Here is a 20572-nt window from a genome sequence, read left to right as displayed (position 1 = left end):
GCTTTCACCTTTCGTTCACGGCAAGATCCGGTAGCGCCGCCGTCACCCGTCGCTAGATTAGGCAAGCGACACATCCTCATATCCGACCGTTCCGGACAGGCGTTAACCTTTCGACGACCAAATTTACACAGCGTTAAGCCGGAACCGCTTGCCGCGATCGGGTCGATCGAAAACGGAACGAATCACCGACGAATCGGCGACATTGCGAGCTTCTCGATTTGTTCACCGCAACATATTGTATGCAAAAGACTTTTTAACCATACCAACAATTTGCCAGGGAAGACGGATCGCAAACCATGAATCGGCACGCATCACAATTCGCGGGCGCAACCGGGAACAAAAATCGCCAATGCGTGTTTCTTGTCCATTCAGATTGCGGATGAAATGAAGGAAAGACACCATGCTTGGCACGATACTTCTGGTTATCCTCATTCTGCTCTTGATCGGAGCCTTGCCGAATTGGGGTTATAGCCGTGGCTGGGGCTATGGACCTGCCGGCGGTTTGGGGCTAGTTCTCGTCATTATCATTATCCTTGTACTAATGGGCCGCATCTAAAGCCCGACAACCTGGGGAGTTACGACATGATGAAGAAGATTGTTCTTATTGGCGCGCTCGTAGGCGCTCTCGCATCCTGCACGGCGACCGAGCAGGGCACGGCGATCGGCGCCGGCACCGGCGCGGTCATCGGCGGCGCCGTTACCAACAGCTGGGGCGGTGCTGCTGTCGGCGCCGTTGCCGGCGGCCTCACCGGCGCCCTGATCGGCCAGTCGGTCGAACGCCGCGGCTACTGCATCTATCGCGACCGCTACGGCCGCCGCTACGAGGCCCGTTGCCGCTACTGACCGGCAAACTCATATCGGACTTCCCAACGGGCGCCTCGGCGCCCGTTTTTCTTTGCCGGCCGCAGCTGTCAGCGCCAACAGTGGCATGCGGACAGAAAAGGAGCGCATCCAGCCGGATGCGCTCCTTTTTCAATCCACGTGGTCATTTCGAAATCGATTTCGATCTCGGATAATGAGCTAGACGAAGAACTGTCCGCCATTGGCCGTCAGCGTCGAGCCGGTGATGAAGCCGGCATCGTCGGAGACGAGGAAGGTGACGCAACGGGCGATCTCTTCCGGCTCGCCGAGACGGCCGACGGGAATCTGGGGAATGATGCGTTCGTTCAGCACTTTCTCCGGCACGGCAAGCACCATTTCCGTTCCGATGTAACCGGGGCAGATGGCGTTGACCGTGATGTTTTTCGCTGCCCCTTCCTGGGCAAGCGCCTTGGTGAAACCGAGATCGCCGGCCTTGGCGGCCGAATAGTTCGCCTGGCCCATCTGGCCCTTCTGGCCGTTGATCGATGAGATGTTGACGATGCGCCCGAAGCTGCGGTCGCGCATCCCCGTCCAGACCTGATGCGTCATGTTGAACAGGCCGGTGAGGTTGGTATTGATCACCTCGTGCCACTGCTGCGGCGTCATCTTGTGGAACATTGCATCGCGGGTGATGCCGGCATTGTTGACGAGAATCTCGACCGGGCCGATCTCGCTTTCAACCGTGGCGATCCCTTCACCGCAGGCAGCATAGTCCGAAACGTCCCACTTGAATACGGCGACGCCGGTGACCTCGTGGAAGGCTCTGGCCTTCTCGTCATTGCCGGCATAAGTCGCCGCAACCCTGTAGCCGGCGTTTTTCAGCGCCATGGATATGGCTGCGCCGATGCCGCGTGTACCTCCGGTGACCAGAGCCACTCTGCTCATGTTCCGCTCCCCTTGTGTTTTCGCCCGCGCGGGGCGGGGTTTCAATCAATGACGATCGTATGGTGTGCTATTAAAACGCCTCGAAGCACATGGCGACACCCATGCCGCCGCCGATGCAAAGCGTAGCCAGGCCCTTCTTGGCGCCGCGGCGCTTCATTTCGAACAGCAGCGTGTTGAGAACGCGCGCGCCGGAAGCGCCGATCGGATGACCGATGGCAATCGCCCCGCCATTGACGTTGACGATGGCAGGATCCCAACCCAGATCCTTGGTGACGGCGCAGGCTTGTGCCGCGAAAGCCTCGTTGGCTTCGACGAGATCGAGATCGCCGACCGACCAGCCGGCCTTTTCCAGCGCCTTGCGGGACGCCGGGATCGGGCCGGTGCCCATGATTGAAGGATCGACGCCCGCCGTTGCCCAGGAAACGATGCGGGCGAGCGGCTGGATGCCGCGGCGGACCGCTTCCGCTTCGCTCATCAACACCGCTGCGGCAGCGCCGTCATTGAGGCCGGAGGCATTCGCAGCGGTCACCGTGCCGTCCTTGTCGAAGGCCGGCCGCAGCTTGCCCATCGCCTCCAGCGTCGCGCCGTGGCGGATATATTCGTCGGCATCGACGGTAACGTCGCCCTTACGCGTCTGGATGACATAGGGGATGATCTCGTCGGCAAAGCGGCCGGCTTTCTGGGCGGCCTCCGCCTTGTTCTGCGAAGCGACGGCGAACTGATCCTGTTCGTCACGCGAAAGCTGCCATTGACGCGCAATATTCTCGGCCGTGATGCCCATGTGATAACCATGGAAGGCATCGGTCAGGCCGTCCTTGATCATTGTGTCGACCATCTTCGTGTCGCCCATCTTGACGCCGCCGCGCAAATGCACGGCATGCGGCGCCATCGACATGGATTCCTGACCGCCGGCAACGATGATCTTGGCATCGCCGGTGGCAATCTGCTGCATGCCGAGCGCGACGGCGCGCAGGCCCGAGCCGCACAGTTGGTTGACGCCCCAAGCCGTCGCTTCCTTCGGAATACCGGCCTTGATCGCCGCCTGGCGGGCCGGGTTCTGGCCTTCACCCGCGGCCAGCACCTGGCCGAGGATCACCTCATCGACTTCGCCGGCATCGACGCCGGCGCGTGCGAGCGCGCCCTTGATGACCGCCGCGCCGAGTTCGTGCGCGGGGACCGTTGCGAAAGCGCCGTTGAACGAACCGACGGCGGTCCGGCCTGCGCTGGCGATGACGATGGATGAATTGCTCATGGGGAGGCTCCTCGTTTTTCGTCCCACTAACATAAGGGGAAACTGGCAAAGCTTTGAGCACAAGTCAAACGCGAAGACCGGCCGCCGCCATTTTTCGGCGGCGGGCCCGTAAAGCCAATTCGTATGATCTGTTAAAGGTTTGCCGCATCGCACAAAGAGATTGTCACCGGCCTTCTTTTGCGTTTACAGTCTGAAGTGGAGGAACATCCATAAATCAGACGGGGGTTCAGGAGACTGATATGGCGAAGAATGAGGGTCAGATAGTCATCAAGAAATACGCCAATCGCCGCCTGTACAATACAGGCACCAGCACCTATGTGACGCTGGAAGATTTGGCGGAGATGGTGAAGAAGGGCGATGATTTTATCGTCCAGGATGCAAAAAGCGGGGATGATATCACCCATTCGGTGCTGACCCAGATCATCTTCGAACAGGAATCGAAGACCGGCAACACACTGCTCCCGATCTCCTTCCTGCGTCAGCTCATCACCTATTACGGCGACCAGATGCAGATGGTCGTTCCGAGCTTTCTCGAACATTCGATGCGCGCCTTTGCCGAACAGCAGGCGCAGATGCGCGAGCAGGTGAACCGCGCCTTCGGCGAAACGCCGCTCGGCAAGAACCTGCAATTGCCAATGCAGATGGTCGAGGACCAGGTTCGCCGCAATACCGAACTGTTTCAGCAGGCCATGCAGATGTTCTCGCCGTTCATGACGCCGCCGGCGGCCAAGGAAAGCCGCAAGGCCGAGGCCAAGGATATCGACGAGCTGAAGGAACAGCTCCGAGCCCTTCAGAACAAGCTCGATAACCTATAGGCCGATCGAGACATCCCGCCCGGCGCTTCGGATCGAAACGGCAAACCCGCCGATCACATCGATCAGAGCGATCGTCATCAGAATGAAGAATACCTGTGTCGCAGCGTCCTGGACGAGCAGAAACTCGACCAGGAAGGCGATGAACACCAGCATCGACAATATGTGGTTGATGAGGTTGCCGGGGCCGGTTCTGGTTGCCTTCAGGATTTCGAAGAAGAGCACGACGAGCGCTATGACGATGAAGAGATCGCCAAGCGCCATGCTCCAGATCGCGCCCGAGAGCATCGACAGCACAATGATATCGTGCTTCAGCACTGCAATGCCGCCATCGCCCATCAGGCCGAGCATCGCCAGATTGTAAAGAATAAACGGGATAATCATCAGCGGCATTGCGGCTATCATCGGCAAATCTCCTGGCGCCAGGAGAATACTGCGCTAAACCGCCGTCCCACTTCAAGCCGCTGCAACTATTATATTTGCCGATAACCCCGCTGCGGAGAAATACAAAAGGCCGGCATGACGCCGGCCTTGAAAATCTTCGATCGGACAAGCCGGATCGAGAAATTATGCGCTTTCCTTCGGCGTCAGAACCTGGCGGCCGCGATACATGCCGGTCTTCAGGTCGATGTGATGCGGGCGGCGCAGTTCGCCGGAATTCTTGTCTTCGACATAGGTCGGAGCCTTCAGCGCATCAGCCGAACGGCGCATGCCGCGCTTGGACGGGCTCGTTTTTCTCTTCGGTACAGCCATTTCTCTTACTCCACTTGCGGGCAAAACATTCCCACGGCCAGACTGGCGGCCGAAACGGACATGTCGCGATTTCGGAAATTTTGCGCGCTTATACATGCAAGGGGCGGCCTTGACCAGTCCCCATGAATATTTTTTGCGAGCCGTTGATTCCTCGCTCAGACTTCGTCTTCCGCCACGATCCAACGCTCGGCGCGCGCCGCCTCTTCCCATTTGCGCCAGGCCGGATGCGCCTTCATCGTCGTCATATAGGCAAGCGTCTCGTCCCGATCGACGAGATCATAGATGTCGAACCGGTTGACGACAGGCGCAAACATCGCATCCGCTCCGCTGAAGGCACCGAAGAGAAAGGGTCCGCCGGACTTCTGCAGAAGGTCGCGCCAGATCGTCTCGATGCGGCGGATATCGGCGTCGACGCCATGCGGCAAGACGATCCTGGCCCTCGGCCGGCGGATATTCATCGGGCAGGCGCCGCGCAGGGCCCGGAAGCCCGACAGCATCTCCATCGAAACCGAACGGGCGAGCGCCCGCGCAGCGCGATCCCTCGGCAGAAGACCGGCTTCGGGATAAAGCTCGGCGGCATATTCGATGATCGCCAGCGATTCCCAGATCTTCAATGCGCCGTGCTGCAGCACCGGCACATTGCCGCTCGGCGAGATGGCCTTGATGTCGGGATTGCCGCCGGGATAGTCGAAGGGGATCAGGACTTCCTCGAAACCGACACCGGTGCCGGTCAGCGCTATCCAGGCCCGGAAGGACCAGGAGGAATAATTCTTGTTGGCGATGTAGAGCGTCGGTCTGTCCATGGGCTTGTCCTGTTCAGGTGTCGAATTCGAAGATCAGCAGTTCGTGGAAATGGTTCATGTCCTCGAACACGCAGAATGCCGGCGGCGTCATCTCGAAAACAGCAGCCTCGCGGCGGATATCCTCTGCCACGCCGTCAAGCATTGCCTGCCAGCGCGGCAAGGCTTCGTCCTCCAGCCGTTCGATTGGATAGGCGAAGGTAATATGGAACTTGTAGTCCATGTGGTTGGGTTGGCGATAACCGAGAAGATCGGCAAGTGCGTCGCGCCAGGCGCGCATGATCTTGCGGTCCTGCTCGGTTGCCCCATCGACGAGCAGTCCCGACGGCTGAGCGTCGACGACGGCGATCTTGAAGGGCTCGGCCATCGAAAAACCTTCGAGCCGTGCCGCAAGGAGCTCGGTCATGTCGTCGATCGGCGTATCGAGAGAGAGATCACGCGGCCAGTAATCCTGCCGGCGTCTGGTCTCGATGATACCTTCGAAAAGCGTCATGTGAAGGCTGGAGATCGGCGTGAAGAGGAACTGTTCGGCCTCGGGCATCGCCAGATATTTCTCGCGCGCTTCGATCAGCACCGTCTGCGTCCGCGACGCCTTCTCGACATGACAGACGATGGTACTGCCGGCCTCGGGCAGAAAGCCGCCGACCCTGCGATAACGGCTGCCGAGGTGAGCGGGCGGGCTCGGATTGTGCGTCTTCGAATAGAGGAGCAGTTCGGGAAAAAAGGTCGTGGCCGTCATGGTCGACTGAGGGACTCCGATTGGACTGCACCGCCCATATGGCAGAACCAAGAATGTCAGATGACGCTTGCGGCTTCTACCGCCATTCCAGCAAAAATGTGATTTGGTTTTCCCGGCTTAAGCGCAATGATCTCAATCATAGAGGCATTTGACGTAATCGCCGGAACCCTGCGCACGCCTCTCGATCACGCCGGCCAGCCGACGAAGGCCTCGTCCGGGCTTGCCGGCATTGCGGTCGATCGGGTTCGGGAGCGAGACGGCAAGCAGCGATGCCTGCCGCCGCGTCAGCTTCGAGGCCGGCACCTTGAAATGATGTTGGGCTGCCGCCTCGGCGCCGTAGATACCGGGACCCCATTCTGCGATGTTGAGATAGATTTCCATCAGCCGCCGTTTCGACAGAACGAAATCCGTGGAGACGGCCAGAGGAAGCTCCATCGCTTTGCGCACGAAGGAGCGGCTGTTCCAGAGAAAGAGGTTCTTGGCCGTCTGCATCGGGATGGTGCTGCCGCCGCGGGTTGCCTGACCTTTCAGCGTATCCTCGACCAGCATGCGCATCTCGGCCCAGTCGACGCCGCCGTGAAAACAATATTGCCCGTCCTCGGACATCATCACCGACTGCACCAGGGCCGGAGAGATCTCGTCCAGCGACACCCATCTGCGGTCATAACCGCGCAACAGCACGAGATCGCGCAGCATCAGGGTCGAGACCGGATGGATGAAGGGCAGCAGATAGAAAAAGATCAGGACGTAGGGAAGGACGATCAGAGCCAGCACGGCAAGAACGATACGCTTCAGCACAGGCCGATTTTCGAACCATCGCCGACGGGCCGGCATGTCGGCGATATCCTCTGTCTCCGGCGCTATATCCAAAATGTCCCCAGTCCACTTCGCTCCCTGTCGTTCTCATAACGCCTGTGAGGCGCTTATGCCAGAGCACATGGGAAATCTTGCAGTAGCCATCGACAATTCCGTTGCAAGCCCCCTTGCCCCATGCCAAACAGCGCCGATGGACGCGAACCGGGACACTTTCGAGACCAGGCTAAAGAACAACGCCCGCGAGATCGAGGCGCTGCTCGACGCATTGCTGTTGCCGAACGCCCTTTCCGATGAAATCGCCAGGCCCGAGACCCTGCGCAGCGCCATGCACTATGCGGTGCTGAACGGCGGCAAGCGGCTGCGTCCATTCCTGGTCGTCGAAAGTGCCGCTCTTCTCGGCGGTGATGCGCAGGCCGCCCTTCGTATCGGCGCCGCGCTCGAATGCGTGCACTGTTATTCCCTCGTGCATGACGATCTGCCGGCCATGGACGACGACGACATGCGCCGCGGCAAACCGACGGTGCACATCAAGTTCGATGAAGCCACCGCGATCCTCGCCGGCGATAGCCTGCTGACCTACGCCTTCGACATTGTCGCAGCACCTGAAACGGCGCTTCCCGATGCCAGCAAGGCATCGCTGGTGCTGGCACTTGCGCGCGCCGCCGGTCTCGGCGGCATGGCCGGCGGCCAGGCGCTCGATCTGGCGGCGGAAAAACAGGCTCAAGACGAAGCCGGCATCATCCGCCTGCAGGCGATGAAAACGGGTGCGCTGATCCGCTTTGCCTGCGAGGCCGGCGCCATCATCGCGGGAAGCCCGCAGGACGATCGCCGCCGCCTGCGCGCCTTCGGCGAAAAGATCGGCCTTGCCTTCCAGCTCGCCGACGACATTCTCGACCTGACCTCGGATGCCGCTACCATGGGCAAGGCGACCGGCAAGGATGCGGCCCGAGGCAAGGGAACGCTCGTGGCGCTGCACGGCATGGGATGGGCAGAGACCGAGCTCCGCCGGCATGTCGCCGACGCCGAGGCGCTGCTGGCTCCCTATAGCGCCCGCGCATCGACCCTCATCGCCGCGGCGCATTTCATCGCCGACCGGAAGAACTAACTGACCGATCAGGCCGACAATATTTCCTTGAGAGCGGACACCAGACGGGCGCATTCCTCGTCTGTGCCGATGCTGATGCGCAGGAATTCCGAAATACGCGGCTTGGCGAAATGCCGGACGAGCACACCGCGCTCCCGCAGCGCGGCTTGAAGCGCGGCACCCGGCCGGCTTGCGTGTCTTGCGAAAACGAAATTCGCCTGAGACGGCAGCACTTGGAAATCCAGTGCTTCGAGTTCCAGGACAAGAGCGTGGCGGGTGGCAACAAGCTTGCTCCGGCACGTCTCGAACCACGCCTCGTCCTTGATCGCCGCCGTCGCGGCGACCTGCGCCAGACGATCGAGCGGATAGGAATTGAAGCTGTCCTTGACGCGCACCAGCGCCTCGATCAGCTCCCGCTGCCCCAGTGCAAAACCGACGCGCAGACCCGCAAGCGAGCGGGATTTCGACAGAGTCTGAATGACCAGCAGATTGGGGTATTTGGAAATGAGCGGGACGGCGCTCTCTCCGCCGAAATCGACATAGGCCTCGTCGATCGCCACGACCGCATCCGGATGGGCGGCGACAAGCGCCTCTATATCGGCAAGCGGCAGGCCGATGCCGGTCGGCGCATTCGGATTGGGGATGAGGATCGCGCCGCACGGCCTGTCGTAATCCGCCAGCCGTATCCGGAACCTGTCGTCGACAGGCACTTCGATCGTTTCGACGTCGTACAGCAGGCTATAGGCTGGATAGAACGGATAACTGACATCCGGATAGAGAAGCGGCAGCTCGTGTTTCAGCAGCGCCTGAAACGTATGAGCGAGCACCTCGTCGGAGCCGTTGCCGACGAAGACTTCATCTGCTCCCAGACCGAGACGGACGGCGATCGCCTCGCGCAATTCCGTGGCTGCGGGATCGGGATAGAGCCGAAGACGATCGTCCGTCGCTTGCCCGATCGCCTCGAGCGCTCTGGGAGACGGACCGTAGGGATTCTCGTTGGTGTTAAGCTTGATCAGGCGGGGAATACGGGGCTGCTCGCCTGCGACATAGGGCCGAAGCTTACTGACGATGGGCGACCAGTACCGGCTCATCTAGACTCGCCGGTCTTCATTCCGCCGCCGTCCGCTGGCCGAAGCGCTTCTCGATATAATCGACGACAAGTGCTTCGAAATCAGCGGCGATATTGGGGCCGCGCAGCGTCAGCGCCTTCTTGCCGTCGATGAAAACGGGTGCTGCCGGCGTCTCGCCGGTGCCGGGAAGCGAAATGCCGATATCGGCGTGCTTGCTTTCACCCGGTCCGTTGACGATACAGCCCATGACGGCGACATTCAGCGCCTCGACGCCCGGATATTTGTCGCGCCAGACCGGCATGTTCTTGCGGATATCGTTCTGGATGTTCTGGGCCAGTTCCTGGAACACCGTCGAGGTCGTGCGCCCGCAGCCGGGACAGGCAGCGACGACCGGCACGAACTGGCGGAAGCCCATGACCTGCAGGATTTCCTGCGCCACCTGGACTTCGCGCGTACGGTCGCCGTTCGGCTCCGGCGTCAGTGACACGCGGATCGTATCGCCGATGCCATGCTGCAGCACGAAGCCCATCGCCGCCGACGAGGCGACGATGCCCTTGCTGCCCATGCCGGCTTCGGTGAGGCCGAGATGCAGCGCATGGTTGGAGCGCTCGGCGAGCATGGAATTGACGGCGATCAGATCCTGCACCTGGCTGACCTTGGCCGAGAGGATGATGCGGTTGCGCGGCAGGCCGATTTCCTCGGCAAGGGCCGCCGAAAGCAGCGCCGACTGCACGATCGCCTCGCGCGTTACCTGCCGGGCCGAAAGCGGCGAGCCGGCGGCCGCATTCTCATCCATCAGCGCCGTCAGCAGGTCCTGATCGAGCGAACCCCAGTTGACGCCGATGCGCACCGGCTTGTCGTAGCGGATCGCCATCTCGATGATCTCGGCGAACTGCTTGTCCTTCTTGTCCTTGAAGCCGACATTGCCGGGATTGATGCGGTATTTCGCCAGCGCTTCGGCACAATCGGGATGATCGGCGAGCAGCTTGTGGCCGATATAGTGGAAGTCGCCGATCAGCGGCACGTCCATGCCGAGCCGCAGCAGCCGCTCGCGGATCTTCGGCACGGCGGCCGCACTCTCGTCGCGGTCGACGGTGATGCGCACCAGCTCCGAGCCTGCCCGGTGGAGCGCCGCGACCTGGGCGACGGTCGAATCGATATCGGCCGTATCGGTATTCGTCATCGATTGCACGACGATCGGCGCGCCGCCGCCGACGATGACGCCGCCGACATCGACGGCAACGGAAGCCCGGCGCGGTTTCGGATCAAAATCGGCGGCTGACAACATTGAAAGCTCTTGCACCCCTAAGCATGTCGCGCAAAAGTGCGCAGCGGTTTTGCGATAACGACATGCGTAAAACAAAGATCTAAAGCGCGGCAAGCGAATCTGAAAAGATTGCGCCGCGCTTTAGAAATGGTGCCTTTCAGGTGGATCATGACCGCTTTCTTGTCAACCGCCCCCAATATCACTTTTGTTTGGAGGCCGCTCAATGGCCGCCTCCGGAAACTCCGTCGGCATAATGGGCCAGCTTCGAAAACGCGAGAACGAACAGCAGCAGCACCGGCAGCGCCATAAAGACCACGGCAAAGCCGATATGTTCAGCAACGAAACCGATCAGCGACGGCGCGACGAGCATGCCGGAATAACCCATCGTCGTGACGACGGAGATGCCGATGCCGGGTTTGAGGCCGGGAATATTGCCCGCCGCCGAGAAAGCGATCGGCACCATGTTGGAAATGCCGATGCCGCAAAGGGCAAAACCCAGGATGGCGATCTCGGCATCCGGCGCAAGGCCAGCAAGCAACATGCCGACAATGGCAAAAAGCGTGCAGATGCGTAGCGTTTTGACGCCTCCGAGGCGATCGCGCACCAGATCGCCGGCAAAGCGCATGGTCGCCATGGTCGCCGAAAAGGCTGCGAAACCGAGACCGGATAGGGCGACAGAAGCATCCATTTCCTGCCGGAGATAGAGCGCTCCCCAATCCAGAACCGCGCCTTCCGGCACCATGGAGAACAGCGCCATCAAGCCGAGCAGCCACGGCAGCGGCACCATCGGCAGCCGCGTCTTCTCCTTCTTGGCATCGGGATGGGGCGGATCGGCAAGGATCATCGGCCAGGCGACGGCTACGAATATCGCCGCCAGCACGGTTGCCAGCTGGGCATGGCCGAGAATGCCGAGCTTGGCGATCACGATGCCGCCGAGGCCGGAGCCGATCAGGCCACCGAGGCTCCAGAAGGCGTGGCAGGAGGACATGATGGCGCGGCGCATGGATTTTTCGACAGAGACCGCGTTGGCATTCATCGCCACATCCATGGCGCCGATGAAGCCCCCGAACAGGAAGAGTGAGATGGCCGCGGTGATCACGTTCGGGGCGAGCGTCAAAGCCAGGAGCAGCGGCAGCACGCAAACGGCGGTTGCCCGAACGACGACACGCGAGCCCAGTTTGGCGATCTGCGCCCCGGCGATCGGCATCATGACCAGCGAGCCGACACCGAAGACGATGATCATAAGCCCGAGCTCGAACTTGGAGAGCCCGAGACGCTCGGCAAAATCCGGGATCTTCGGCGCCCAGCAGCCGACGACGAAGCCGTTCATGAGAAAGAGCAGGGAAACGGCCGCCCTGCTTCTGGTGATGAAGCCGCTCCGGGCTCCCCGCGGTGCACTCACATGACTGTCCATTTCTCGGTCTTTCCTCGTTGCCGGTCTAAACAAGCCCGGTTTTTCTAAACTCTATGGCAGCGGTTCAGTTCGTTTGCTCGGCGATGACGGTCCTGCAGCCGCGCTCGCGATAGCCGGCAAGGACGGCCGGGTCGGCATCGTGCTCGACCACCAGGCATTCGCAATGCGCCATCGGCAGGATGCCGTGGGGCGCAGCGGTACCGAATTTCTCCGAGGTCACGGCCACCAGAACTTTTCTGCTTTTCGACGTCGCAAACCGTTTGAACTCCGCATCCTCGAAGCCGAACGCTGTGATGCCGGCCTCGAGATCGACGCCGCAGGCGCCGAGAATGCAGAGATCCGGCGATATCTGTTCCATATCCCGTAGCGCCTTGGCGCCGAGCGCCCCGCCGGTCTGCCGGTCCACCATGCCGCCGATCAGGATGACGTTGACAGCGGGCTTGTCGATCAGCACTGCGGCGATTGCCGGCGCATTGGTCGCAGCCGTCAGTTCGAGTTCGGCCGGCAAGGCATTGGCAATCGCCAGATTGGTGCTGCCGGCATCGAAGAACACCGTCAAACCGGCGGCGATCTGATTTGCCGCGGCCTGCGCCAGTGCCTGCTTCCGGTCGGCGGCAAGGCCGATGCGCTGGGTCAGGCTTCCATATGCCGGCGCGACCGGCAAGGCGCCGCCATAGACCCGCTCGCAGAGTCCCGCCGCCGCCATCTCGCGAAGGTCGCGCCGCACCGTATCTTCGGAGACGCCGAATTCGATCGCAAGTTCCGCCGCCAGCACGCGGCCGTTTAGCCGCAGCCTCTCGGAAATCACACCTTGGCGCTCTCGCAACAGAAAATCCTGCATGTTTTTACCGGATTGAAGGTTGAATGATATGAAACGTGCATAAACGTTTATGACTGTGCATGCAACATGCACGGTCACACGTTTTCTGACCTGTTGAAATAAAGCAGCCCGCCAACGAGGCAAAATGGCCTGGCTGCAGGCAATTCGAGGCCCAAGCGGCCGCTTGAGAAAAATATTCGCACTTGCTGCTTTTATTCGCAGTTTCCTTCGCTTCCGACGCCCTAGTTTTCTGCGAACTATGGCGCATCCGCTAACAACCCTCCCAAGGATGGATAAAACAATGAACTGGTTGAAAACCGTCGCCGCCGCTGCCCTCATTCAGGCTGCTGCCCTCCTGCCCGCCCATGCCGGCGAAAACCTTGCCGCCATCAAGTCGGCGGGCGTCTTCAAAATCGGCACCGAAGGCACCTATGCGCCCTTCACCTATCATGACGAAAGCGGCAAGCTCGTCGGCTTCGACGTCGAGATCGGCGAAGCGATCGCCGCAAAGCTCGGCGTCAAGGCCGAATTCCTCGAAGGCAAGTGGGATGGCCTGATCGCCGGCCTCGACGCCAAGCGCTACGACACCGTCATCAACCAGGTCGGCATCACCGAAGCCCGCAAGCAGAAATATGATTTCTCCGAACCTTATATCGCCTCCAAGGCCGTGCTGATCGTCCGCGACGGCGACGACAGCATCAAGACCTTCGCCGATCTGAAGGGCAAGAAATCCGCCCAGTCGCTGACCAGCAACTTCGGCAAGCTCGCGACCGAAGCCGGCGCCGAACTCGTCGGCACCGACGGTTTCGACCAGTCGATCCAGCTCGTGCTGACCAAGCGCGCCGATGCGACGATCAACGACAGCCTCTCCTTCCTCGACTTCAAGAAGCACAAGCCGGACGCGCCGGTGAAGATCGCCGCTGAGCAGGAAAATGCCGATTACTCCGGCATCATCATCCGCAAGGGCGAGCCGGAACTGCTCGCCGAAATCAACAAGGCGCTCGCCGACATCAAGGCGGACGGTACGTACAAGAAGATCGCCGACAAATATTTCGGCCAGGACGTATCGAAGTAAGCTCGGGAAAAGTCCCCTCCCCAGCCCCTCCCCACAAGGGGGAGGGGCTCCGCGGGGACCGCCTCATCTCAAAACAACCGTTTCGGCCCGCAGTTCAGCTGCTATTTCGTGCGGGGCGAGAGACTGGATAAGTCCCTCCCCCTTGTGGGGAGGGGTTGGGGAGGGGTATTCGAGATGTCACCCTAATCCACGAGAGGGAACATCCCTTGCCGCACTGGCTCCAACTGATGGCTGAATCGCTTCCCTCGCTCCTCTGGGCGGGATTGATCTTCACCATTCCCCTGACCCTGCTCTCCTTCTTCTTCGGCCTGATCCTCGGCCTTATCACGGCGATTGCCCGGCTTTTCGGCCCAGCGCCGGTTGCGGCGATCGCCCGCTTCTATGTCTGGGTTATCCGTGGCACACCGCTGCTCGTGCAACTCTTCGTCATCTTCTACGGCCTGCCGAGCATCGGCATCCTGCTCGATGCCTTTCCCGCCGCCCTCATCGGCTTCACCCTGAATATCGGCGCTTACAGCTCCGAGATCATCCGCGCCGTCATCTCCTCCGTGCCCAAGGGTCAGTGGGAAGCGGCCTATTCGATCGGCATGAGCTGGCGTCAGGCGATGAGCCGCACTATCCTGCCGCAGGCTGGCCGCGTCGCCGTACCGCCGTTGTCGAACACTTTCATCTCGCTGGTGAAGGACACGTCGCTTGCCGCCGCCATCACCGTGCCGGAGCTCTTCCAGGCCGCGCAGCGCATCGTCGCCACCACCTATGAGCCACTGATCCTCTATATCGAGGCGGCGCTGATCTATCTTGTCCTGAGCTCCATCCTCTCGCAGCTGCAGGTGCGGCTGGAACGCCGCTTCGCGCGTTACGGCGGCATGCTGGAGGCAAATGCATGATCGAGCTTTCCAACATCGAAAAGCGCTTCGGCGACGCCATCATCCTGAAGGACATCAGCATTCGCATTCCCGAAGGCAGCGTCACCGCGCTGGTCGGGCCCTCAGGCGGCGGCAAAAGCACGCTGCTGCGCTGTATCAACCTGCTCGAAATCCCGACATCAGGTGCAATCCGTCTCGGCGAGGCAGAGCTTTCCTTCGCGCCCGGCAAACGCGTCGGCTGGCAGGCGATTCAGAAAATCCGCCGCCAGACCGGCATGGTCTTCCAGAACTTCCAACTCTTCCCGCATCAAACCGCGATCGAAAATGTCATGGAAGGTCTGGTCACGGTGCTGAAATGGCCGAAGGAGAAAGCCCACGAACGTGCCACGGAACTCCTGACCAAGGTGGGCATGGCGCACAAGGCCGATGCCTGGCCCTCGACATTATCGGGCGGCCAGCAACAGCGCGTGGCGATCGCCCGGGCGCTGGCGCCGTCGCCGCGCGTGCTTCTGTGTGACGAGCCGACCTCGGCGCTCGATCCGGAACTCTCGGCGGAAGTGGTCGATGTGCTGGGCCAGCTGGCCCGGGAAGGCACGACCATGGTGATGGCGACCCATGATCTGCGCCTCGCCTCCAAGATCGCCAATGACGTCGTCTTCCTGGAAGCCGGCAGCGTGGTGGAAACGGGCAGCGCCAGAGCGATCTTCACCGCGCCTGAGCGCGAACGCACCAAGCGCTTCATCTCGACGATCAACGCGGCGCATACCTACGATATTTAAAACGGTGCCGGGCTGTCGCCCGGCACCGCCGGCATTTCGATCAAGCCGCCGTGACGACGGCGCGCGCGGCCTTCAAGGCGTTGCCCCACCAGGTCAGCTGGTCGAGCATGTTCTTGGCGGCTTCGTTGAGATGGGCGTAGTCCCCAAGCTGCTTGCCCTCCTTGAGAACGGCAAGATATTCGCTAAAGGCAATGTGAACGCCGGTCTTGACCGAAGCCGCGCTCATTTCGACGAAGATCAGGCGAAGCTGCTCGACGGCGCGCGCACCGCCAACGCCGCCATAGCCGACGAAGCCGACCGGCTTCTGGATGAACTCGCCGAGATCGATGGCGTTTTTCAGAACCCCCGTCGGCGCATGATTGTACTCGGCGACGGTGAAAATGAAGCCGTCGAATTCGCGCAGCTTCTTCTTCCAACGTTCGGCGGCTTCGCTTTCCGCCGTCGTTGCGCGCTCTTCGCCGAAGAAATGCATGGGATAGTCGAGAAGATCGAGAACCTCGACTTCGAGATCGGAGCGCTGGCCGACGAGCCCGGCGATCCACTTGGCCGGATGTTCTGCAAAACGGCCAATACGCGTGCTGCCGACGATGACGGCAATCTTCAACTTGTTCATGGAGAGGATTTCCTGGTTGGTCTTGGGGCGGATAATACGACCTGAAGTCTATGAGAAAGCCTCCTCACCGGGCAAGGCGAGGAGGCCGTAAACGATCCGAAAAATCAGCTTTCCGACAGCCTGATCACACACAATCGGGTGATTGGCCGAAGCCGCCGGCAGCTGAACAAGCCTCTCGGCAAGGCTCAACCGGCATAGACGACAAGCAGGTCCTTGGCATCGATCTGGTCGCCGGCCTTGACGAGGATTTCCGCAATCGTTCCGTCCTTTTCCGCATGGATCGCGGTTTCCATCTTCATCGCCTCGATGGAGACGAGCACGTCACCAGCGCTGACGGCCTGGCCTGATGAGGCGAAGACGCGGCTGATGACGCCGGGCATCGGCGCGCCGACATGGGCACCATTGCCGGGCTCGGCCTTGCGGCGCACGGCAGCCCCCGTCGCCCCATGCGCCCGGTCCGGCACCTTGATGCGCCGCGGCTGGCCGTTGAGCTCGAAGAAGACGGTGACCATGCCCTGGCTGTCGGTGGCGCTCATCGCCTGATTGACGATGACGAGGGTCTTGCCCTTTTCGATATCGGCAAACAGCTCGTCGCCATCGGCCAGCCCGTAGAAATAAGCCGGCGTCGGCAACACCGAGACCGGCCCATAGGTATCGGAGGCGAGCGCAAAGTCGGTGAAGACCTTCGGATACATCAGGTATGAGGCGAACTCGAAGTCGCTGACCTCGCGTTCCAGCTTCGTCTCGATGACCTTGCGCTCGGCATCGAGATCGGCTTCCTTCAGCAGCGAGCCGGGACGCACCGTATAGGGCTTTTCGCCCTTCAGTGCCTTCTTCTGCAGCGCTGCCGGCCATCCCGACGGCGGCTGGCCGAGATCGCCCTTCAGCATCGAGACCACCGATTCCGGGAAGGAGACTTCGCGCTCTGGGCTGACGACGTCGGCGACCGTCAGGTCCTGGCTGACCATCATCAGCGCCATGTCGCCGACCACCTTGGAAGAGGGCGTCACCTTGACGATATCACCGAACATCTGGTTGGCGTCGGCATAGGCCTGCGCCACTTGGTGCCAGCGGGTTTCCAGTCCCAGCGAACGGGCCTGCTCCTTGAGGTTGGTGAACTGGCCGCCCGGCATTTCGTGCAGATAGACTTCCGAGGCCGGCCCCTTGAGGTCGCTTTCGAAGGCCGCATACTGATTGCGCACCGCTTCCCAATAGAAGGAGATGCGGCGGATCCATTCCGGATCGAGGCCGGGATCACGCTCGGAGCCGGAGAGCGCCTCGACGATCGAGCCGAGACAGGGCTGCGAAGTACTGCCGGAAAGCGCATCCATCGCCGCATCGACGGCATCGACACCGGCTTCGACGGCGGCAAGAACGGTGGCGGCCGCAATGCCCGAGGTGTCATGGGTGTGGAAGTGGATCGGCAGGCCGGTCGCCTCGCGCAGCGCCTTGAACAGCACCTTCGCCGCCGCCGGCTTCAACAGACCCGCCATATCCTTGACCGCGATGATATGGGCGCCGGCCTTTTCGAGCTCGACCGCAAGCTCGGTATAGTATTTCAGGTCGTATTTCGGGCGGGCGGAATTGAGGATATCGCCGGTATAGCAGATCGCCGCCTCGCAGAGTTTGTTCTCCTCGGCGATCGCATCCATCGATACCCGCATGTTCTCGACCCAGTTAAGGCAGTCGAAGACGCGGAAGAGATCGATGCCGCCTCTGGCCGCCTGGCGGACGAAATATTTGACGACATTGTCGGGATAGTTGGTGTAGCCGACGCCGTTGGCGCCGCGCAGCAGCATCTGCAGGAGCAGGTTCGGCGCGCCCTCGCGGATCAGCGCCAGCCGCTCCCACGGATCTTCGGTCAGGAAGCGCATGGAGACGTCGAAGGTGGCGCCGCCCCAGCATTCGAGCGACAGAAGGTTCGGCAGCGCATGCGCATAGGTGCCGGCGATCCTGGCGATGTCATAGGTGCGCATGCGGGTGGCAAGCAGCGACTGATGGCCGTCGCGCATTGTCGTATCGGTCAAAAGCACGCGCTTCTCATTGCGCATCCATTCGCCGAATTTCTTCGGGCCGAGCGTGTCGAGCAGCTGCTTGGTGCCGTCCTTGACGCCATTGCCGTTGGCATAGGGCACCACCGGCTTGGCGGCGTTGGCAATCGGCTTCGGCCGGTCCTTGGCCTCGGGATGGCCGTTGACGGTGACGTCGGCGAGATAGGTCAAGAGCTTCGTCGCGCGGTCTTGGCGCTTGACCTGCTGGAACAGCTCCGGCGTGGTGTCGATGAAGCGGGTGGTGTAGCTGTTGTCGCGGAATTTCGGGTGGCCGATGATCGCTTCGAGGAAGGTCAGGTTGGTGGCGACGCCGCGGATGCGGAATTCGCGCAGCGCACGGTCCATGCGGGAAATCGCTTCGGACGGGTTCGGCGCCCAGGCCGTCACCTTGACGAGCAGCGGATCATAATAGCGGGTGATGATCGCCCCGGAATAGGAGGTGCCGCCGTCGAGACGGATGCCGAAGCCGGAAGCCGAGCGATAAGCGGTGATGCGGCCGTAATCCGGAATGAAGTTGTGCTCCGGATCTTCCGTGGTGATGCGGCACTGCAGCGCATGGCCGTTGAGACGGATGTCAGCCTGAGCGGGAACGCCCGATTCCGGCGTGCCGATCGCAGCCCCGTCGAGGATATGGATCTGCGCCTTGACGATATCGATGCCGGTGACCACTTCGGTCACCGTATGCTCGACCTGGATGCGCGGATTGACCTCGATGAAGTAGAATTTTCCGGTATCGGCATCCATCAGATATTCGACGGTGCCGGCGCCGATATAGTTGGTCGCCGCTGCGATCTTCAGCGAATAGGCGGCGAGTTCCTGGCGCTGCGCCTCGGAAAGATAGGGCGCCGGCGCGCGCTCGACGACCTTCTGGTTGCGGCGCTGGATGGAGCAGTCACGCTCGAAGAGATGCACGACATTGCCGTGTGTGTCGCCGAGGACCTGGCTTTCGACATGGCGGGCACGCTCGACCAGCTTTTCCAGATAGACTTCGTCCTTGCCGAAGGCCGCCATCGCCTCGCGCTTGGCCTCAGTCACCTCGCGGGCGAGATCCTTCGGATCGCGGATTGCGCGCATGCCGCGGCCGCCACCGCCCCAGGAAGCCTTCAGCATGACGGGATAACCGATCTCTTCGGCCATCTTCGCCACTTCGGCCATATCGTCCGGCAACGGTTCGGTTGCCGGCACGACGGGCACGCCGACCGAGATCGCCAGATTGCGCGCCGCCACCTTGTTGCCGAGCTGGCGCATCGTATCAGCCTTCGGGCCGATGAAGATGATGCCGGCCTTGTTGCAGGCATCGACGAATTCCGGGCTTTCCGACAAGAGGCCGTAGCCGGGGTGAATGGCGTCGGCGCCGGAAAGCTTGGCGACGCGGATCACCTCATCGATCGACAGATAGCTCTCGATCGGTCCGAGGTCGCGAGCAAGATGCGGGCCGCGGCCGACCTGATAGCTTTCGTCTGCCTTGAAGCGGTGCAGCGCCAGCTTGTCCTCTTCCGCCCAGATCGCCACCGTGTTTATTCCAAGCTCGTTGGCCGCGCGGAACACGCGAATGGCTATTTCAGAGCGATTGGCAACGAGTATCTTGGAAATGGGCAAAACGGTCTCCTCCGACGTTCAGACGCGAGCATGCTGCACCCGCGAAGAAAATTCTTAACTTCTTGTCACAGGAAGTTCAATTTCTCTTGCGACTGCGAAACGCACTTTCTCGCCATGCGAAGACATGTCGACTGGCAGTATGCAGCGATTTTGGCGAAATGGATAAGGAAATGCTCAGCTTATCAGGCCATGGCGGAAAGCGAGCGCCACCGCCTGCTGCCTGTTCTTTGCTTTCAGCTTGTTCTGCAGGCCGTTCATATACCAGTCGACGGTGTGGTTCGAGATCTTCAGCATCTTGCTGATCTCCATCGACGTCATGCCTTCGGCGAGATAATGCAGGATTTCCATCTCGCGCCGCGTCAGCGGCGTCTCGGCGGGCAGCACCGTCTCCAACGCCTCAGCCTCGCCTGTCAGCTCGAGCAACCGCCAGAAGGTCTTGCGCGCGACGGCCTCGAGCAAGGCGATCTCCACCGGCGACAATTCGATCGGTTTGCCGCCGAGACTGAGGCTGCCCAGAATGCCGTTGCGCCCGTGGATCGGAAAGAGATAGCCATCCTCCAATCCGTGGCCGAAGGCATCGACCATCATCTGCTCCATGCGGCGCCGATGCGTGCTGCCGTTGAACGCCGCCATACTCTCCCGCCAGCGGAAAGGCCGTTGCGCATGGGCGAGATAGCGCACCATCGGATCGATCCGGATATATTTTTTTGCGGCATATATCTGCAGCCATCGTTCCGGCCAGCGGCCGGCCAGCGGTGCGGCCCGCAATTCCGAATTCTGCTGCGCCGGTGTCTGCTGCAAATGGCGTAGCAGACCGTAATACTCGAAGCCGGAACCATGGAGGACCTGCTCGAGCTCGTTGACCACGGCGTCCGGATTTGGGCACTCTTCCAGAATTACAAGCACTTGAATCAAGGAATTGATATTCACAAAGCGCCCCTTGTCCGGACCTTAAGTCCGCATCCAGGCCGTTGGCGGCATTTCAATTTCATCGCGAAACGGTCTTTCAAAAATGC

At 61.1% G+C, this 20572-nt stretch carries 21 protein-coding genes; 7 read left to right on the top strand and 14 right to left on the bottom strand.

Annotated features, from left to right (window positions below):
• Positions 1–400 precede the first annotated feature (400 nt).
• Complete coding sequence (locus tag C4N04_RS21550; RefSeq protein WP_009991901.1) at positions 401–556, top strand: DUF3309 family protein; 156 nt, start codon at positions 401–403, stop codon at positions 554–556.
• Positions 557–582: 26 nt separating this feature from the next.
• Positions 583–843: a glycine zipper domain-containing protein gene (locus C4N04_RS21545; protein WP_009991900.1), complete on the top strand. Its 261-nt coding sequence runs from the start codon at positions 583–585 to the stop codon at positions 841–843.
• A gap of 177 nt (positions 844–1020) precedes the next feature.
• Here the strand turns inward: C4N04_RS21545 and C4N04_RS21540 are convergent, their stop codons facing one another.
• Positions 1021–1746 (bottom strand): beta-ketoacyl-ACP reductase, encoded by a 726-nt coding sequence (locus C4N04_RS21540; RefSeq protein ID WP_038691952.1) that lies wholly within the window; start codon positions 1744–1746, stop codon positions 1021–1023.
• A gap of 70 nt (positions 1747–1816) precedes the next feature.
• The gene (locus C4N04_RS21535) at positions 1817–2998 is read right to left on the bottom strand and encodes an acetyl-CoA C-acetyltransferase (RefSeq protein ID WP_038691950.1); all 1182 of its coding nucleotides are present in this window, start codon (positions 2996–2998) and stop codon (positions 1817–1819) included.
• 239 nt (positions 2999–3237) lie between these two features.
• Between C4N04_RS21535 and phaR the strand changes: the two genes are divergently transcribed.
• The gene (phaR, locus tag C4N04_RS21530; RefSeq protein ID WP_009993948.1) at positions 3238–3813 is read left to right on the top strand and encodes a polyhydroxyalkanoate synthesis repressor PhaR; all 576 of its coding nucleotides are present in this window, start codon (positions 3238–3240) and stop codon (positions 3811–3813) included.
• Here phaR and C4N04_RS21525 read toward each other — a convergent pair.
• The 5 genes from C4N04_RS21525 to mtgA all read right to left on the bottom strand — a co-directional run bounded on the left by C4N04_RS21525 (position 3808) and on the right by mtgA (position 6972).
• Positions 3808–4215: a hypothetical protein gene (locus C4N04_RS21525; RefSeq protein ID WP_038691948.1), complete on the bottom strand. Its 408-nt coding sequence runs from the start codon at positions 4213–4215 to the stop codon at positions 3808–3810. The genes phaR and C4N04_RS21525 overlap by 6 nt on opposite strands.
• A gap of 162 nt (positions 4216–4377) precedes the next feature.
• Positions 4378–4563: a 50S ribosomal protein L32 gene (gene rpmF / locus C4N04_RS21520; RefSeq protein WP_003543812.1), complete on the bottom strand. Its 186-nt coding sequence runs from the start codon at positions 4561–4563 to the stop codon at positions 4378–4380.
• Between the two features lie 155 nt (positions 4564–4718).
• Positions 4719–5366 (bottom strand): glutathione S-transferase family protein, encoded by a 648-nt coding sequence (locus C4N04_RS21515; RefSeq protein ID WP_038691946.1) that lies wholly within the window; start codon positions 5364–5366, stop codon positions 4719–4721.
• A 13-nt stretch (positions 5367–5379) separates the two neighbouring features.
• Positions 5380–6102 (bottom strand): DUF1868 domain-containing protein, encoded by a 723-nt coding sequence (locus C4N04_RS21510; RefSeq protein WP_106796987.1) that lies wholly within the window; start codon positions 6100–6102, stop codon positions 5380–5382.
• Positions 6103–6234: 132 nt separating this feature from the next.
• A complete protein-coding gene (gene mtgA / locus C4N04_RS21505; RefSeq protein WP_038691942.1) occupies positions 6235–6972 on the bottom strand; it encodes a monofunctional biosynthetic peptidoglycan transglycosylase in 738 nt (245 codons plus the stop codon).
• A 136-nt stretch (positions 6973–7108) separates the two neighbouring features.
• On the opposite strand from mtgA, the gene C4N04_RS21500 reads away from it, so the two are divergent.
• Positions 7109–8023 (top strand): polyprenyl synthetase family protein, encoded by a 915-nt coding sequence (locus C4N04_RS21500; RefSeq protein ID WP_106796986.1) that lies wholly within the window; start codon positions 7109–7111, stop codon positions 8021–8023.
• An 8-nt stretch (positions 8024–8031) separates the two neighbouring features.
• On the opposite strand, the gene hisC is transcribed toward C4N04_RS21500, so the two are convergent.
• From hisC to C4N04_RS21480, 4 genes are all read right to left on the bottom strand, one after another.
• Positions 8032–9093, bottom strand: coding sequence for a histidinol-phosphate transaminase (hisC, locus tag C4N04_RS21495; RefSeq protein ID WP_106796985.1), 1062 nt, complete (start codon positions 9091–9093; stop codon positions 8032–8034).
• A gap of 16 nt (positions 9094–9109) precedes the next feature.
• Positions 9110–10360, bottom strand: a complete 1251-nt coding sequence (gene ispG, locus C4N04_RS21490) for a flavodoxin-dependent (E)-4-hydroxy-3-methylbut-2-enyl-diphosphate synthase (protein ID WP_106796984.1) — start codon at positions 10358–10360, stop codon at positions 9110–9112.
• A 199-nt stretch (positions 10361–10559) separates the two neighbouring features.
• Positions 10560–11753: an MFS transporter gene (locus C4N04_RS21485; RefSeq protein ID WP_106796983.1), complete on the bottom strand. Its 1194-nt coding sequence runs from the start codon at positions 11751–11753 to the stop codon at positions 10560–10562.
• A gap of 64 nt (positions 11754–11817) precedes the next feature.
• A complete protein-coding gene (locus C4N04_RS21480; protein ID WP_077992301.1) occupies positions 11818–12594 on the bottom strand; it encodes a DeoR/GlpR family DNA-binding transcription regulator in 777 nt (258 codons plus the stop codon).
• 280 nt (positions 12595–12874) lie between these two features.
• Between C4N04_RS21480 and C4N04_RS21475 the strand changes: the two genes are divergently transcribed.
• The 3 genes from C4N04_RS21475 (at position 12875) to C4N04_RS21465 (ending at position 15293) form a co-directional block, all read left to right on the top strand.
• A complete protein-coding gene (locus C4N04_RS21475; RefSeq protein ID WP_106796982.1) occupies positions 12875–13648 on the top strand; it encodes an amino acid ABC transporter substrate-binding protein in 774 nt (257 codons plus the stop codon).
• 206 nt (positions 13649–13854) lie between these two features.
• Positions 13855–14535 (top strand): amino acid ABC transporter permease, encoded by a 681-nt coding sequence (locus C4N04_RS21470; RefSeq protein ID WP_038691932.1) that lies wholly within the window; start codon positions 13855–13857, stop codon positions 14533–14535.
• Positions 14532–15293 (top strand): amino acid ABC transporter ATP-binding protein, encoded by a 762-nt coding sequence (locus tag C4N04_RS21465; RefSeq protein ID WP_039622777.1) that lies wholly within the window; start codon positions 14532–14534, stop codon positions 15291–15293. The genes C4N04_RS21470 and C4N04_RS21465 overlap by 4 nt, the downstream gene beginning before the upstream one ends.
• Positions 15294–15333: 40 nt before the next feature.
• Here the strand turns inward: C4N04_RS21465 and C4N04_RS21460 are convergent, their stop codons facing one another.
• The 3 genes from C4N04_RS21460 to C4N04_RS21450 form a co-directional block, all read right to left on the bottom strand.
• Entirely contained in the window at positions 15334–15906 is a 573-nt protein-coding gene (locus tag C4N04_RS21460; protein WP_038691928.1) for an NAD(P)H-dependent oxidoreductase, read from the bottom strand.
• A gap of 185 nt (positions 15907–16091) precedes the next feature.
• Entirely contained in the window at positions 16092–19556 is a 3465-nt protein-coding gene (pyc, locus tag C4N04_RS21455; RefSeq protein WP_106796981.1) for a pyruvate carboxylase, read from the bottom strand.
• Between the two features lie 174 nt (positions 19557–19730).
• Positions 19731–20486: a LuxR family transcriptional regulator gene (locus C4N04_RS21450; protein WP_077992294.1), complete on the bottom strand. Its 756-nt coding sequence runs from the start codon at positions 20484–20486 to the stop codon at positions 19731–19733.
• Between the last annotated feature and the right edge of the window lie 86 nt (positions 20487–20572).

The organism is Rhizobium sp. H4 (assembly GCF_003013335.1).
Lineage (GTDB): Bacteria > Pseudomonadota > Alphaproteobacteria > Rhizobiales > Rhizobiaceae > Rhizobium > Rhizobium sophoriradicis.
This window is presented reverse-complemented; position numbering and strand designations above follow the sequence as displayed.

Excerpts from the sequence above, each read along its gene's own strand:
- C4N04_RS21535 (WP_038691950.1), bottom strand. The coding sequence starts at position 2,998 with ATGAGCAATTCATCCATCGTCATCGCCAGCGCAGGCCGGACCGCCGTC.
- C4N04_RS21465 (WP_039622777.1), top strand. The coding sequence starts at position 14,532 with ATGATCGAGCTTTCCAACATCGAAAAGCGCTTCGGCGACGCCATCATC.
- C4N04_RS21485 (WP_106796983.1), bottom strand. The coding sequence starts at position 11,753 with ATGGACAGTCATGTGAGTGCACCGCGGGGAGCCCGGAGCGGCTTCATC.
- rpmF (WP_003543812.1), bottom strand. The coding sequence starts at position 4,563 with ATGGCTGTACCGAAGAGAAAAACGAGCCCGTCCAAGCGCGGCATGCGC.
- C4N04_RS21525 (WP_038691948.1), bottom strand. The coding sequence starts at position 4,215 with ATGATAGCCGCAATGCCGCTGATGATTATCCCGTTTATTCTTTACAAT.
- C4N04_RS21510 (WP_106796987.1), bottom strand. The coding sequence starts at position 6,102 with ATGACGGCCACGACCTTTTTTCCCGAACTGCTCCTCTATTCGAAGACG.
- C4N04_RS21540 (WP_038691952.1), bottom strand. The coding sequence starts at position 1,746 with ATGAGCAGAGTGGCTCTGGTCACCGGAGGTACACGCGGCATCGGCGCA.
- ispG (WP_106796984.1), bottom strand. The coding sequence starts at position 10,360 with ATGTTGTCAGCCGCCGATTTTGATCCGAAACCGCGCCGGGCTTCCGTT.
- hisC (WP_106796985.1), bottom strand. The coding sequence starts at position 9,093 with ATGAGCCGGTACTGGTCGCCCATCGTCAGTAAGCTTCGGCCCTATGTC.
- C4N04_RS21515 (WP_038691946.1), bottom strand. The coding sequence starts at position 5,366 with ATGGACAGACCGACGCTCTACATCGCCAACAAGAATTATTCCTCCTGG.
- C4N04_RS21550 (WP_009991901.1), top strand. The coding sequence starts at position 401 with ATGCTTGGCACGATACTTCTGGTTATCCTCATTCTGCTCTTGATCGGA.
- C4N04_RS21475 (WP_106796982.1), top strand. The coding sequence starts at position 12,875 with ATGAACTGGTTGAAAACCGTCGCCGCCGCTGCCCTCATTCAGGCTGCT.
- phaR (WP_009993948.1), top strand. The coding sequence starts at position 3,238 with ATGGCGAAGAATGAGGGTCAGATAGTCATCAAGAAATACGCCAATCGC.
- C4N04_RS21500 (WP_106796986.1), top strand. The coding sequence starts at position 7,109 with ATGGACGCGAACCGGGACACTTTCGAGACCAGGCTAAAGAACAACGCC.
- C4N04_RS21460 (WP_038691928.1), bottom strand. The coding sequence starts at position 15,906 with ATGAACAAGTTGAAGATTGCCGTCATCGTCGGCAGCACGCGTATTGGC.
- C4N04_RS21480 (WP_077992301.1), bottom strand. The coding sequence starts at position 12,594 with ATGCAGGATTTTCTGTTGCGAGAGCGCCAAGGTGTGATTTCCGAGAGG.
- C4N04_RS21545 (WP_009991900.1), top strand. The coding sequence starts at position 583 with ATGATGAAGAAGATTGTTCTTATTGGCGCGCTCGTAGGCGCTCTCGCA.